Raw genomic sequence first — 13,703 nt, 5'->3', positions numbered from 1 at the left:
GCAAGCAGAAATTTATGACGAAAGGGAAATTAATGAGAGGGCGGGCGTCATAACGAAAAGCGATGAAGAGATAAATTAAAGGTTCGGCTCTGGTTTACCGTTATAGTCATTATCAAGGAACTACTGGAAGATGTGTCTATGAAACGTTATCTACTCACCGCGTTATGTCTGATCTTTACTGCAGGCGTGCAGGCCAACCCCATTCTCCCGGACGTGGAAGTGAATGTGCCGCCGGAAGTGTTTAGCTCCAGCGGCCAGAATCAAACGGTGCAGCCCTGTAATCAGTGCTGTATCTATCAGAATCAGAACTACTCGGAAGGGGCCGTTGTGAAAGCGGACGGCATTCTGCTGCAGTGCCAGCGCGACGAGCGCGCCATCAGCACGAACCCGCTGGTCTGGCGTCGCGTAAAACAATAAAGGCTTCCAGCAGCGGAATATCCGCAGGGGCTAAGGAGTAGCCAAACGCCTCTTCCGGCGTACACCATGCGAGCGCGCTGTGGTAGTGCGCCGTGAGCTCGCCGCGAAAAGCAGGAACGTGCCAGGCATGCAGGTTAATCAACCGCTGCGAGACTTCCCGCTGGTGGCTTGCCACGTATTGCCCCGGCAGGGCGTCAATGCCCAACTCTTCACGCAGCTCGCGGATAAGCGCTTCTGGCTGGGTTTCTCCGGCCTCGACTTTACCGCCTGCAAATTCCCACATTCCCGGCTGATCGGCGTGGGCAGGGCGCTGCGCCAGTAAAATGTTGCCGTCTTTTTCGATGATGGCGGCAACGACATCGAGTGTTTTCAGCATGGTCGTCAATAATTAATAGCGAAAAAAGACATATTATCGTGCCCTTTCTCAGAGTCCAGTAAACAGGAGAATCAGGTGAAAGAGTCCACCGCCTGGGTTGCCCCCCTCGAATCCCTTCCCGCCAGCCTAAAACCGATAGCCGCCATGCAGAAAAAGCATTTTGGCGCGGTGCTGAATCCCACCCGCTGGTGGGGGCGAATGCCGCGTCTGTTCTGGCTGGTGGCGCTGTTTGTCGGCTTTCTGGAGCGTCGTCACGCGCGCCTGACGCCCGCGCTGCGTTCGCTGCTCATGACGCGGGTATCCCAGCTCTGTCACTGCGCTTTCTGTATTGATGCCAACAGCCTGCGGCTGGCCGAGCGCTGCGGCGCGCTGGATAAGGTTCAGGCCGTGAGCGACTGGCAGGATTCCGCCTTGTTCAACGAGCAAGAGCGCGCGGCGCTGGCCTACGCCGAGGCGATGACCGCCACGCCGCCCCGGGCGGATGAGTCAGTCAGAACGGCGCTGAAACGCCACTTCACGGATGATGCCATCACCGAGATGACGGCGCTGATTGCGTTTCAGAATCTCTCCGCCCGCTTTAATGCCGCGCTGGATATTCCGGCGCAGGGGCTGTGCGCCACGTTTAGCGAGACTCCCCATGCTTGACCGTCACCTGCACCCGCGGGTAAAGCCCGTTCTGAATCGTCTGGTTTCCGTGCTGGATAAGCCGGGCATCACGCCCGACGGATTAACCCTGACCGGGTTTGCCATCGGCGTGCTGGCGCTGCCGTTTCTGGCCCTCGGCTGGTATCCGGCGGCGCTGGCCGCCATCGTGCTTAACCGCCTGCTGGATGGCCTGGACGGCGCGCTGGCGCGCCGGAGAGGGCTGACCGACGCGGGGGGATTTCTCGATATCGCGCTCGATTTTCTGTTCTACGCCCTGGTGCCGTTTGGCTTTGCGCTCGCGGCTCCGGCAGAGAATGCGCTCGCGGCCGCCTGGCTGCTGTTTGCGTTTATCGGTACCGGCAGCAGTTTTCTGGCGTTTGCGGCGCTGGCCGCAAAGCACGACATCGACAACCCCGGCTATGCGCACAAGTCGTTTTATTACATCGGTGGGTTAACGGAAGGGACGGAGACCATCGCGCTGTTCGTGCTGTGCTGCCTGTTCCCGGCGCACTTTGCGCTGTTCGCGTGGGTATTCGGCGCGCTGTGCTGGCTGACCACCACAACGCGCGTCTGGAGCGGCTATGTGACGCTGAAGTCACTCACCCGTTAGAGAGCGCTCTCTGGCCCGCGCTCTCCGGTGGTGACCGGGTTCTGCGGGTGACTGCTCCATTCGTACCAGCCGCCGTCATAGACGGCGACATTCTTCCAGCCCATCGCCCGGGCGTACATAAAGGTTTCTGACGCGCGCCACCCGGTGCCGCAGTAAAACGCGACGTGCTGTTCCGGCAGAATATTCCAGCGCTTCCACTGGGCGGCGATATCGTCCGCGCTGCGCATGGTGCCATCCGGGTTATGGAAATCTTCCATATGGGTCGCGTCGCTGCCCGCATGACCCCAGCGGGCACCGGCTATTTCACCTTTTGGCTTGATGTAGCTGTAGCCGCTGGTTTCGCCGATGAACTCCGGCCACGAACGAATGCTGACCAGGGAGGCATCCTGACGGTGCAGCATCCCCCGCGCCTGTTCCATATCAACCATCAGCTGCGGCTGGCCGGGGATCGGCGCGCCGAAATCGGGTGCTGGCGTCACTTTGCCGGGCGTGCCGCGTTCAACCGGGAGGCCTGCATCCGACCACGCCTTCCAGCCGCCGTCGAGAATGCGCACATCCTTCACGCCTGCATACAGCATTATCTGCGCCACGCGCGCGGCGGCGTAAACGTCACGGCCATACAAAATAACGGTGGTGTCGTGACGGATACCGTGCTTCGCCAGCATCGCTTTCAGCTTGTCGTCGGAGACTTTATTCCACAGCGGCTCGCTTTCCACCTCGTTGGTGTCGATGTAGCCCGCGCCGGGAATGTGGTTCAGCAGGTAAAACTTCGGTGCGCCCCAAGCGGCTTCAATCACTTTCCAGTCACCCGCCGGCGCGGCGGTCACGGGTTTACCCTGCTGGAGGCGGTGGATCCACTGCGGGTAAACCAGCTGTTCAAAGTGGGGCAGGCGCTGAAGGCGGTCGGGCGTCTGCAGCGCGTCGCTGAGCAGCGAGACGTGGCGGTATCCGGCTTTCTCCAGGCGGGATTTCACCGCCAGGTTATCGTTCTCTTCGCCGTAGAGGGCGATGGCCGTCGCGGGCGTAAGCTGATGCTGTTTTGCCCAAAGCGCAATCTGCTCGTCGCTCATTGCGCCCAGCCAGGCGGCAGCCAGGTTGAGTGCGGCGGGTTCGTGCCCGGAAGGGCCGCTGAGGGTTTGCGGCCAGCCGTTATAGAACGCGCTGGGGCGGGTGTCGACAGGCGTGCCGTGCTGCGCCTGAAGCTGGGAGAGCGTCATCGCGTTGGGCATATCAGCCGCCAGAGAGGAAAAGGACGCGAGGCCGCAGAGCAGGGCCAGCGCGGTCAGTTGAGAAACACGTTTCATCGAATAACCTGACGTCAGTAAAAGAGGGGGGCATTGTCGTCTCTCCGGAAACGGAAAACATTGCGTTAGCACATTATTGCCAGCGAGAAATCTCAATCAGCTCGCCGCCGGGCGGAATATCATCCTCATCGTGCGTGACCAGCACCACCGGGATATTGCGCGTGCGGACGGCGTCAAAAACCCATTCCCGAAACGCTATGCGCAGCGTTTTATCGAGACGGCTGAACGGTTCATCCAGCAGCAGCGCCTGCGGCTCTGCGAGCAGGGCGCGCAGCAGGCTGACCCGGGCACGCTCCCCGCCGGAAAGGGTGGCCGGATCGCTGGCGTAATGACCGATCAGCCCGGCGGAATCCAGCGCCTGCTCGACCGCTTCCCGCCGCGCGCGTCCGACGATCCGCTCAGGCAGCGCCAGCAGCAAATTTTGCCCGACGCTGAACGGTTCAAACAGCAGCGCGTCCTGAAAAAGTATGCCCAGCCCGCGGGATTCAACGGGGAGGCTATCGCAGCGACGCGCGTCGAGCCACAGTTCGCCCCGCGCCTGGAAATCGTCTGACAGCGCGCCGACCATCCACGCAAAAAGGGTCGATTTTCCGCTGCCGGACGGCCCCATCAGGGTAACGATCTCCCCGCGGGGAACGCAAAAATTGACCTCGCGGAAAAGCGGTTCGATGGTGAGATGGTTTACCTTCAGCATTAACGTAATCCTTGACGGTAGCGGCCCACGAGCCGGGATATCAGGGCGGCAAGACCGAACACCGTTCCCGTGACCAGCAGTAATCCCAGCGCCCGGTTAGCGAGAACAGGAATGCTGCCCCCGCTGCTGAGCGCGACGGTTTCAGTGGTCAGCGTGGCGAAACGCCCCGCGCCAAGCCAGAGCGTCGGCATGTATTGCGCCATGCTGACGGAAAAACCAATGGCAAAGGCCAGCAGCGCCGGGCGCACCAGCATGGGGCATTTCAGCAGTAAGAATATTTTCGCCCGTCGCCAGCCGAGCGTTCTGGCGGTAAGGATAAGCCGGGGATCGATCCGCCGCCAGGCGGGCTGCAGAACCAGCAGCATCCACGGCAACACCCACAGCAGATGGCTCCAGAGCACGGCGACATAGTGCCCGTCGAGCCCCAGACGCAATGCAATAAAGTATTGCCCGGTGACGAGCGGCAGCGCCGGTAGGGCAAGCGGTGACCACACCCACGCTGCGCCGCGCTGAGGTCCCCATTCCAGCCAGAGAAAAATGACGATGAGGGCGATCAGGCTCGACAGCAGGCCGAAGGAAAGGCTGGTCCCCACGGGGCCCACGTCGCCCCCTTGCGCCTGCATCAGCAGTACCGCGGTGCACAGGATGCCGCACGCGGGCAGTAACCCGCTGAATGCCCGCTCAGGCAGGGCGCGCTGAGACCTTCGGCGCGTTCCAGCGAGTTGCGGAATTGTGCGACGCCATGCCTTCCAGAGGCCGTATCCGAGGGCGGCCAGGGCGGCCAGCAGTACAAGGAGAAGCAGGCACAGCAGCATTCCTTTTTCCTGCTGCTGCGCGTCGCCCTGGCTTAGCCACTGAAAGGCCAGCACGGCCAGGGTGGGCGGGTTGCCGGGCCCGAGAACGATCGCCACGTCCACGACCGAGAGCGACCATGCCAGCACCGCCAGCATCACCGCGCCGAGGACAGGCGCGATCGCCGGGAGGATCAGCCAGCTGAGCGTCTGATAACGCCCGTAGCCAAAGGTTTGCAGGACGATCTTCTGCTGCGCGAGCCGTTTTTCCGGCAGCACGGCGTAAATGGCCCACAGCACGAACGCGCTCTCTTTGACCGCGAGCGTCAGGCCCAGCCCGACGCCGTAGCGGTCAAACGGAGCCGTACAGACGGTGCAGACCTGATAAAACAGACCGCCCTCGGCAAACAGCAGCAACGCGCTGGTGGCGAACGCCACATGGGGGATCGCCAGTAGCCAGGGCAGCCGGGTCGTGAGGCGTCGCCAGCGTTGACCGGGCCACAAAAGGCAGACGAAGAAAAGGGCAATCAGCAACGCCCCCAGCGTGGCGATGAGCGTTGAGACCAGCGTGGCGACGGTCGCCTGAGGCAGCTGCGGATCGTTCAGCAGCCGCTGCCAGTTTGTCGCAGAAAGCGCCGGTGCGAACAGCATGACGCCAGCGGGCAGGATCGGCAGATAAATCACCGCCATCGCCAGCCAGACGAGGCCACTTAGCGGGTGCCGTAACGACGCAGCCATTCCTGCTCCAGCGCGTTCACCCAGGCGGACTGCGGCTCTGCAAGCACCTGCGGCAGCCCCTTAGGCGTATGGGCCAGCAGCTGTTTCGCCTCCTCTTCGGGCAGCGCTTTCGCATCCAGGACGCTCGGGTCTCCCCAGATGGCCGGGTCGGCCTTGCGGATTTGCGCCTGCGGTGACAGCAGGAAATTAGCGACCACCTTTGCACCCGCGCTCGCGCTGGCATTGGCCGGGATAGCCACAAAATGGACGTTGCCGAGCATCCCGCTCTCGAAACCAAAGCTGTAGCTGTCGGCGGGCAGTTCGCCGCTCGCCACTTTCTGCTGCGCATGGGACGGGTTAAAGGTCAGCGACAGGTTCAGACTGCCGCTGGCAAGCAGGGCATCCATTCGGGCAGGTGAGGGAGGGAAATCTTTTCCTTCGCGCCACAGCAGCGGGTGCAGCTTATCGAGGTAGGCCCAGAGCGGTGCCGTAACCTCAGCAAACGTTGCATCGGGCGCTTTTTGTAAAGCATCAGGGCGATCGGTGAGCGTCAGCAGCAGCTGCTCCAGAAAGGCCGTGCCGGTAAAATCGGGCGGGCGGGGATAGCTGACCTTGCCCGGATGCTGCTGCGCGTACGCCAGCAGCGCCTGCGGATCCGCGGGCGGCGTCGGCATGCTGGCTTTGCGGGCGATAAAGGTTAGCTGCGCGCCGCCCCACGGGGATTCCGCCCCGTCGGTTGGAATCGCAAAATCTTCCGTGACGGGTTTGCGGGTATCGACATAGCGCCAGTCTGGCAACGTCTGCGCCCATCCGGTTTGCAGCAGGTTCGCCTCTTTTAACGTGCGGAAGTTTTCGCCGTTGACCCACAGCAGGTCAACCGAGCCGTTGGTCTTACGCCCTGCGGCGGCTTCGGTCTGAATACGTTTTACCGCATCGGCGGCATCCGCCAGCGGGACGATTTTTAGGGTAATGGCGTAGTGCGTTTGCATCTCACCGCTGACCCACTCAAGGTAGCGGTTGACCGCCGGATCGCCGCCCCAGGCGTTAAACCAGACGGTCTGGCCTTTGGCCTGCTGTTGAATATCGTGCCAGCTCTCGGCGGCACAGAGGGGGGCTGCCAGCAGCAGACCGGTCAGGAACGCGCAAAAACGCACACGGCGCATAATGCCTCACTTTTTAACAGACGGGAGATAACGGGAAAACAGCCGGCGCGTCGCCAGCGGCAATAACCCCAGTAGTGTAAAGGCGATTAGCATGCCCGGCGACAAAATATCGCGCAGCGACGACACTTTCCCCAGCTCGCGCCCGGCGTTCAGAAAGACCACCGTCGCGGGCAGCATGGCTGCCTGGCTGACCCACCAGTAGCGGCAGACTCCAATGCGGGTCAGCCCCATCAGCAAATTCACCAGGAAAAACGGGAACAGCGGCATCAGGCGCAGGGCAAAAAGATAGCCCGCGCCGTCATGCGCCATACCGGCGTTCACCGTTTTCATCTGCTGAGCAAACCGCCGCTGGACCCCGTCGCGCAGCAGATAACGGCTGGCGAGCATCGCAAGCGTCGCCCCGAGCGTGGAGGCAAACGAGACCAGCACGGTGCCTTCCCACAGGGGAAATAACGCTCCGCCCAGCAGGGTGAGGATCGCCGCGCCGGGGATCGACAGGGCGGAAACCGCCACATAGAGCGCAAAAAAGATCAGCGCGCTTCGCAGCGGCGCGTGGTCAACATGGGAGAGGAGTGCCTGCTGGTGGGTTTTAATCCCTTCCAGGGAGAGCGTGCCTGGGGGAAGCATGACAAACGACAGAATAAATGCGCCCAGAAGGGCGCACAGGAAAGCAATTTTTCGAATGTTCACGCGTCATTACAGCTTGAATTTAGCCCACACCGGCGCGTGGTCAGACGGTTTTTCCATGCTGCGGATCTCGTAGTCGATCCCGGTTTCGATGCAACGCTCTGCCAGCGGCGAACTGGCGAGCAGCAGGTCGATACGCAGGCCGCGGTTGTCGTCAAAGCCTTTTGAGCGGTAGTCAAACCACGAGAAGCGATCCTGCGTGTCCGGGTTGGCGGTACGGAAGGTATCCACCAGCCCCCAGTCCAGCAGGCGCTGCATCCACTCGCGCTCTTCCGGCAGGAAGGAGCATTTGCCGGTACGCAGCCAGCGTTTGCGGCTGTCTTCACCGATGCCAATATCCAGATCGGTCGGGCTGATATTCACATCACCCATGATCAGCACCGGATTGTCTTTATTGAGTTCGGTTGTCAGGTAGTTCTGCAGATCCTGATAAAACTTGGCCTTAGCAGGGAATTTGGTCGGATGGTCGCGGCTCTCGCCCTGGGGAAAGTAACCATTAATCACGGTGATGTTCCCCAGCGGGGAAGGCAGTTCCGCCATGATGATGCGGCGCTGTGCTTCTTCGTCATCGCCGGGAAACCCACGGCGGACTGAAACTGGCGTCTCTTTGGTCAACAGCGCAACGCCGTAATGGCCTTTCTGCCCATGATAGAAGACGTTGTAGCCGAGCTTCGCCACCTCTTCGAGGGGGAACATGTCGTCGTGAACCTTGGTCTCCTGCAGGCCGATCACATCTGGCTGATGTTGCTCAACAATGGCTTCAAGCTGATGGGGGCGGGCGCGCAGGCCGTTGATATTAAAAGAGACAAATTTCATAGTCGCTGCCAGTGCAAGGTGAATAGTGCATGGATGGTAGCAGAATTTGCGTCAACTGTTACCGGGTTCGGCCAATAACTGCGACAGATAATGCCGGTGGTGCAATATTTGCACCATTCTGACGCGTATCGCCCTCAAACAGGGCGTAAATGACCGATAAATTTCGCGAGCGATCACAATTCCAGAATTATATTTGGCCTGTGCATACTCTTTCTGATTTTCATGCGGCAAAGCGCCGCTTGTCGTAAAAATATTCACTTTTTATGCACTAACAGTGAATAACTCCATATTGTAACTTATTGATATTCTGTTACCTCAACCCGTTTATGCAATTTTATCGCTGGCTGGCACGAAGGCTGCAATCTACATTCACAGTGCAAACACTCAATTATTTAACATTCAAATAACTTTTTATTTACCGGATGAGGTCGCTATGTCTCTGTCAATTACGCGTGAAAATTTCGATGAATGGATGATGCCGGTTTACGCTCCGGCGGCTTTTATTCCGGTTCGTGGGGAAGGCTCGCGCCTGTGGGATCAGCAGGGTAAAGAGTATATCGACTTTGCAGGTGGGATTGCGGTCAACGCGCTGGGTCATGCGCACCCTGCGCTGCGTCAGGCGCTAAATGACCAGGCGGCGAAGTTCTGGCATACCGGCAACGGCTTTACTAACGAGCCCGCGCTGCGCCTGGCCAAAAAACTGATCGACGCGACGTTTGCCGAAAAGGTCTTTTTCTGTAACTCGGGGGCTGAAGCCAACGAAGCGGCGCTGAAGCTGGCGCGCAAATATGCGCACGATAAATTTGGTAGCCACAAGAGCGGCATCGTGGCGTTTAAAAACGCCTTCCACGGGCGCACGCTCTTTACCGTCAGCGCGGGCGGCCAGCCTTCCTACTCGCAGGATTTCGCCCCGCTGCCGCCGGATATCCGTCACGGTATTTATAACGATCTGCAGTCCGCCAGCGAGCTGATTAACGACACCACCTGCGCGGTGATCGTCGAACCGATGCAGGGCGAGGGCGGCGTGCTTCCGGCGCAAAAAGCCTTCCTGCAGGGGCTGCGCGAGCTGTGCGATCGCCACAACGCGGTCCTGATTTTCGACGAAGTCCAGACCGGCGTGGGCCGCACCGGCGAGCTGTATGCCTATATGCACTACGGCGTGACGCCGGACGTGCTTTCGACCGCCAAAGCGCTGGGCGGCGGCTTCCCGATTGGCGCGACGCTGACCACCGATAAATTCGCCAGCGTAATGACCGTAGGTACCCATGGCACCACCTACGGCGGCAACCCGCTGGCAACCGCCGTCGCCGGGCAGGTTCTGGACATCATTAACACGCCTGAGGTGCTGAAAGGCGTTAAGCAGCGTCACGACTGGTTTGTCGAGCGTCTGAACGCCATCAACGGCAAAACGGGGCTGTTTAAAGAAATTCGCGGTCTGGGGCTGTTAATCGGCTGCGAGCTCACCGCCGAGTTTGCCGGAAAAGCTAAACTTATTTCACAGGAAGCGGCAAAAGTGGGCGTGATGGTGCTGATTGCCGGTGCCAACGTGGTGCGTTTTGCGCCGGCGCTGATCGTCAGCGAGGAAGAGGTGCAAACCGGTCTGGACCGTTTTGCGCTGGCGTGTGAAAAAGTGAAATCCGGGGTGTCATCATGATGGTCATCCGTCCCGTTGAGCGCGGCGATCTCGCCGGGCTCATGCAGCTTGCCGGTAAGACAGGAGGCGGGCTGACCTCGCTTCCTGCCGATGAAAAAACGCTGTCGGCGCGCATTGAGCGCGCCCTGCAAACCTGGCAGGGGACGTTGCCAAAAAGCGAACAGGGGTATGTGTTCGTGCTGGAAGACACCGACACGGGGACCGTGGCCGGGATCTGCGCCATCGAAGTGGCCGTCGGGCTTAACGACCCGTGGTACAACTACCGCGTCGGCACCATGGTTCACGCCTCGAAAGAGCTGAACGTTTATAACGCGCTGCCCACGCTGTTTCTCTGCAATGACCACACGGGCGCCAGCGAGCTGTGCACGCTGTTCCTCGACCCGGCGTGGCGTAAAGAGGGCAACGGCTATCTGCTCTCCAAATCCCGCTTTATGTTTATGGCCGCCTTCCGCGATCGCTTTAATGAAAAAGTAGTCGCTGAGATGCGCGGCGTGATCGACGACACCGGCTACTCGCCGTTCTGGGAGAGCCTGGGCGAGCGCTTCTTCTCGATGGAGTTTAGCCGGGCAGACTATCTCTGCGGCACCGGCCAGAAAGCCTTTATCGCCGAACTGATGCCGAAGCATCCTATCTATACCCATTTCCTCAGCCCGGAAGCGCAGGCGGTGATTGGCGAAGTTCATCCGCAGACCGCGCCTGCCCGCGCGGTGCTGGAGAAAGAGGGGTTCCGCTACCGGAACTATGTCGACATCTTTGACGGCGGCCCAACGCTTGAGTGCGATATCGACCGCGTGCGCGCGATCCGTAAAAGCCGTCTGGTTGAGGTCTCTGAAGGTCAGCCCGCGCCGGGTGACTGGCCCGCCTGTCTGGTATCGAATGAAAATTACGCCAACTTCCGCGCCATGCTGGTGCGTACCAACCCGAAATGTGAACGTCTGGTGCTGACGGCTGCAGAACTGGATGCCCTGAAATGTAACGCCGGCGATACGGTTCGCCTGGTGCGTCTCTGCCCTGAGGAGAAAACAGCATGACATTATGGATTAACGGTGACTGGGTCACGGGCGAAGGCGAAGAGCGCGTAAAGACCAATCCGGTTGGAAAAGAGGTGCTCTGGAAGGGGCATGACGCCAGCGCCGCGCAGGTGGAACAAGCCTGCCGTGCCGCGCGCCGCGCGTTTCCGGCGTGGGCAAAACAGCCTTTCGCCGTGCGCCAGGAAATTGTTGAAAAGTTTGCCGGGCTGCTGGAGGCAAACAAGGCCGAACTGACGCGCATCATCGCGTCTGAAACCAGCAAGCCGCGCTGGGAAGCGACAACCGAAGTGACGGCGATGATCAACAAAATCGCCATTTCGGTGAAGGCGTACCACACCCGCACCGGCGAACAGCACACCGACATGCCGGACGGCGCGGCCACGCTGCGCCACCGTCCCCACGGCGTCCTGGCGGTGTTTGGCCCGTATAACTTCCCGGGGCATCTGCCGAATGGCCATATTGTGCCTGCGCTGCTGGCGGGCAATACCGTCATTTTCAAACCGAGCGAGCTCACGCCATTCACCGGCGAGGCGGTGGTTAAGCTGTGGGAACAGGCCGGCCTGCCGCCGGGCGTGCTGAACCTGGTGCAGGGCGGGCGGGAAACCGGTCAGGCGCTGAGCGCGCTGAGCGATATCGACGGCCTGCTGTTTACCGGCAGCGCCGGTACGGGCTATCAGCTGCACCGCCAGCTGGCAGGGCAGCCGGAGAAAATCCTGGCGCTGGAGATGGGCGGCAACAACCCGCTGATCGTGGAAGACCCTGACGATATCGACGCCGCGGTGCACCTGACGATTCAGTCCGCCTTTATTACCGCCGGACAGCGCTGCACCTGTTCCCGCCGTCTGCTGGTGAAGCGGGGCGCACAGGGGGATGCCTTCATGAAACGTCTGGTAGAAATCAGCGCGCGTCTGGTGCCTGCCGCGTGGGATGCCGACCCGCAGCCGTTTATCGGCGGGCTGATTTCCGAACAGGCCGCGCTGAACGTGCTGAAGGCCTGGCAGGACCACGTCGCGCGCGGCGCGAAAACCCTGCTGGAGCCGAAGCAGGTTCAGCCGGGTAGCTCGCTGCTGACGCCGGGCATTGTAGAGATGAGCGGCGCGAGCAACGTGCCGGACGAAGAGGTCTTTGGCCCGCTGCTCTGCGTCTGGCGTTACGACGATTTCGATGCGGCTATTGCGATGGCGAATAACACCCGCTACGGCCTGTCGAGCGGGCTGATTTCGCCGCATCGCGAGAAGTTTGACCAACTGCTGCTGGAAGCGCGCGCCGGGATTGTGAACTGGAATAAACCGCTGACCGGGGCCGCGAGCACCGCGCCGTTCGGCGGCGTGGGCGCGTCGGGCAACCATCGCGCCAGCGCGTGGTATGCCGCCGATTACTGCGCGTGGCCGATGGCGAGCCTGGAAAACCCGGCGCTGACGCTGCCGGAGACGCTTAATCCGGGGCTGGATTTTACCGGAGGGGATCGTCATGAAAGCGCGTGAGGTTAACTTTGACGGGCTGGTGGGGCTGACGCACCACTATGCCGGTCTCTCTTTTGGTAATGAAGCCTCGACGAAGCACCGTTTTCAGGTTTCCAACCCGAAGCTGGCGGCGAAGCAGGGGCTGCTAAAAATGAAGGCGCTGGCGGATGCCGGTTTCCCACAGGCGGTGATCCCGCCGCAGGAACGCCCGAACGTGGCAGTCCTTCGTCAGCTCGGCTTTAGCGGTACCGATGAACAGGTCGTCGAAAAAGCGGGTACGCAGACGCCGCACCTGCTCTCGGCGGCAAGCTCCGCCTCCTCTATGTGGGTGGCAAACGCCGCGACCGTCGCGCCGTCAGCCGATACGCTGGATGGCAAAGTTCATCTGACAGTGGCGAACCTGAACAATAAATTCCACCGCGCCACCGAAGCGGAAACCACCGAGCGCGTGCTGCGCGCCATTTTCAACCATGACGCACATTTTGAGGTGCATCAGGCCCTGCCGCAGGTGGCGATGTTTGGCGACGAAGGCGCGGCCAACCATAACCGCCTGGGGGGCGACTATGGCGACCCGGGCCTGCAGCTGTTTATCTACGGGCGAGAAGAGGGGGGGCACGCCGCGCCAACCCGTTATCCTGCCCGTCAGACGCTGGCGGCGAGCCAGGCGGTTGCCCGCCTGAACCAGGTCAATCCTTCCCAGGTGGTTTTTGCCCAGCAAAACCCGCATGTGATTGACCAGGGCGTTTTCCATAACGACGTGATTGCCGTTTCTAACCGCCAGGTGCTGTTCTGCCACGAGCAGGCGTTTGCCCATCAGGAGAAGCTGCTCGCCACGCTGCATGAGCGCGTGCGCGGCTTCATGCCAATCCAGGTGCCCACGGAGGCGGTGAGCGTGCAGGACGCGGTAGAAACCTATCTGTTCAATAGCCAGCTGCTGAGCCGTGACGATGGCAGCATGATGCTGGTCCTGCCGCAGGAGTCCCGGGATCATAAAGGCGTGTGGCGCTACCTGACGGAGCTGGTCAAGGCCGATAACCCGATTGACGAACTGCGCGTGTTTGACCTGCGCGAAAGCATGGCCAACGGCGGTGGTCCCGCCTGTTTACGTCTGCGCGTGGTCCTGACCCAGGACGAAGTGCAGGCGGTGAACCCGGCGGTCATGATGAACGATACGCTCTTTACGCGGCTGAATGACTGGGTCGATCGCTACTATCGCGATCGGCTAACGCAGGCGGATCTGGTTGACCCGCAGCTTCTGCGTGAAGGACGCGAGGCGCTGGACGCGTTATCGACAATCCTGCAGCTGGGATCGGTTTACCCGTTCCAGCGCTAAAG

General features: G+C 60.8%; 14 protein-coding genes. 7 read left to right on the top strand and 7 right to left on the bottom strand.

The window, feature by feature from the left end; genetic code table 11:
* Nucleotides 1-138 precede the first annotated feature (138 nt).
* Nucleotides 139-417, top strand: a complete 279-nt coding sequence (locus tag SPH27_RS05615) for a DUF1496 domain-containing protein (RefSeq protein ID WP_029742006.1) — start codon at nucleotides 139-141, stop codon at nucleotides 415-417.
* Here the strand turns inward: SPH27_RS05615 and SPH27_RS05610 are convergent.
* The gene (locus SPH27_RS05610) at nucleotides 377-793 is read right to left on the bottom strand and encodes a pyrimidine (deoxy)nucleoside triphosphate diphosphatase (protein ID WP_284593250.1); all 417 of its coding nucleotides are present in this window, start codon (nucleotides 791-793) and stop codon (nucleotides 377-379) included. The two genes, SPH27_RS05615 and SPH27_RS05610, sit on opposite strands and share 41 nt — an antisense overlap.
* Nucleotides 794-868: 75 nt before the next feature.
* On the opposite strand from SPH27_RS05610, the gene SPH27_RS05605 reads away from it, so the two are divergent.
* Both SPH27_RS05605 and SPH27_RS05600 read left to right on the top strand, forming a co-directional pair.
* On the top strand, nucleotides 869-1,438 hold the full coding sequence (locus SPH27_RS05605) for a carboxymuconolactone decarboxylase family protein (protein WP_182071147.1): 570 nt from the start codon (nucleotides 869-871) through the stop codon (nucleotides 1,436-1,438).
* Complete coding sequence (locus tag SPH27_RS05600) at nucleotides 1,431-2,048, top strand: CDP-alcohol phosphatidyltransferase family protein (protein ID WP_087822395.1); 618 nt, start codon at nucleotides 1,431-1,433, stop codon at nucleotides 2,046-2,048. Before SPH27_RS05605 ends, SPH27_RS05600 begins: the two co-directional genes overlap by 8 nt.
* Here the strand turns inward: SPH27_RS05600 and SPH27_RS05595 are convergent.
* From SPH27_RS05595 to xthA, 6 genes are all read right to left on the bottom strand, one after another.
* Entirely contained in the window at nucleotides 2,045-3,352 is a 1,308-nt protein-coding gene (locus SPH27_RS05595; protein WP_182071148.1) for a sulfurtransferase, read from the bottom strand. The genes SPH27_RS05600 and SPH27_RS05595 overlap by 4 nt on opposite strands.
* A 73-nt stretch (nucleotides 3,353-3,425) precedes the next feature.
* On the bottom strand, nucleotides 3,426-4,046 hold the full coding sequence (locus SPH27_RS05590; protein WP_182071149.1) for an ATP-binding cassette domain-containing protein: 621 nt from the start codon (nucleotides 4,044-4,046) through the stop codon (nucleotides 3,426-3,428).
* Complete coding sequence (locus tag SPH27_RS05585) at nucleotides 4,046-5,575, bottom strand: thiamine ABC transporter permease (RefSeq protein WP_182071150.1); 1,530 nt, start codon at nucleotides 5,573-5,575, stop codon at nucleotides 4,046-4,048. Before SPH27_RS05585 ends, SPH27_RS05590 begins: the two co-directional genes overlap by 1 nt.
* A complete protein-coding gene (locus SPH27_RS05580; RefSeq protein WP_404851816.1) occupies nucleotides 5,548-6,708 on the bottom strand; it encodes an ABC transporter substrate-binding protein in 1,161 nt (386 codons plus the stop codon). The genes SPH27_RS05585 and SPH27_RS05580 overlap by 28 nt, the downstream gene beginning before the upstream one ends.
* 15 nt (nucleotides 6,709-6,723) lie before the next feature.
* Nucleotides 6,724-7,407 carry a TVP38/TMEM64 family protein gene (locus SPH27_RS05575; protein ID WP_207168147.1) on the bottom strand — a complete coding sequence of 228 codons (684 nt, stop codon included), beginning with the start codon at nucleotides 7,405-7,407 and terminating at the stop codon, nucleotides 6,724-6,726.
* Between the two features lie 6 nt (nucleotides 7,408-7,413).
* Nucleotides 7,414-8,220: an exodeoxyribonuclease III gene (gene xthA, locus SPH27_RS05570; protein WP_023311273.1), complete on the bottom strand. Its 807-nt coding sequence runs from the start codon at nucleotides 8,218-8,220 to the stop codon at nucleotides 7,414-7,416.
* A gap of 433 nt (nucleotides 8,221-8,653) precedes the next feature.
* On the opposite strand from xthA, the gene SPH27_RS05565 reads away from it, so the two are divergent.
* The 4 genes from SPH27_RS05565 to astB are packed head-to-tail and all read left to right on the top strand — an operon-like array spanning nucleotide 8,654 to nucleotide 13,701.
* Nucleotides 8,654-9,874, top strand: coding sequence for an aspartate aminotransferase family protein (locus tag SPH27_RS05565; protein ID WP_182071153.1), 1,221 nt, complete (start codon nucleotides 8,654-8,656; stop codon nucleotides 9,872-9,874).
* Nucleotides 9,871-10,905 carry an arginine N-succinyltransferase gene (gene astA / locus SPH27_RS05560; protein ID WP_023311275.1) on the top strand — a complete coding sequence of 345 codons (1,035 nt, stop codon included), beginning with the start codon at nucleotides 9,871-9,873 and terminating at the stop codon, nucleotides 10,903-10,905. The genes SPH27_RS05565 and astA overlap by 4 nt, the downstream gene beginning before the upstream one ends.
* The gene (astD, locus tag SPH27_RS05555) at nucleotides 10,902-12,389 is read left to right on the top strand and encodes a succinylglutamate-semialdehyde dehydrogenase (protein WP_182071154.1); all 1,488 of its coding nucleotides are present in this window, start codon (nucleotides 10,902-10,904) and stop codon (nucleotides 12,387-12,389) included. The genes astA and astD overlap by 4 nt, the downstream gene beginning before the upstream one ends.
* Nucleotides 12,376-13,701, top strand: a complete 1,326-nt coding sequence (gene astB / locus SPH27_RS05550; RefSeq protein WP_182071155.1) for an N-succinylarginine dihydrolase — start codon at nucleotides 12,376-12,378, stop codon at nucleotides 13,699-13,701. The genes astD and astB overlap by 14 nt, the downstream gene beginning before the upstream one ends.
* Nucleotides 13,702-13,703 lie beyond the last annotated feature (2 nt).

This window comes from Enterobacter sp. A103 (assembly GCF_034427535.1).
In the GTDB taxonomy this organism is placed as follows: Bacteria; Pseudomonadota; Gammaproteobacteria; order Enterobacterales; family Enterobacteriaceae; genus Enterobacter; species Enterobacter asburiae_B.
Note: the sequence above shows the minus strand (reverse complement) of the source record. Positions and strands in the feature narration are given on the sequence as shown.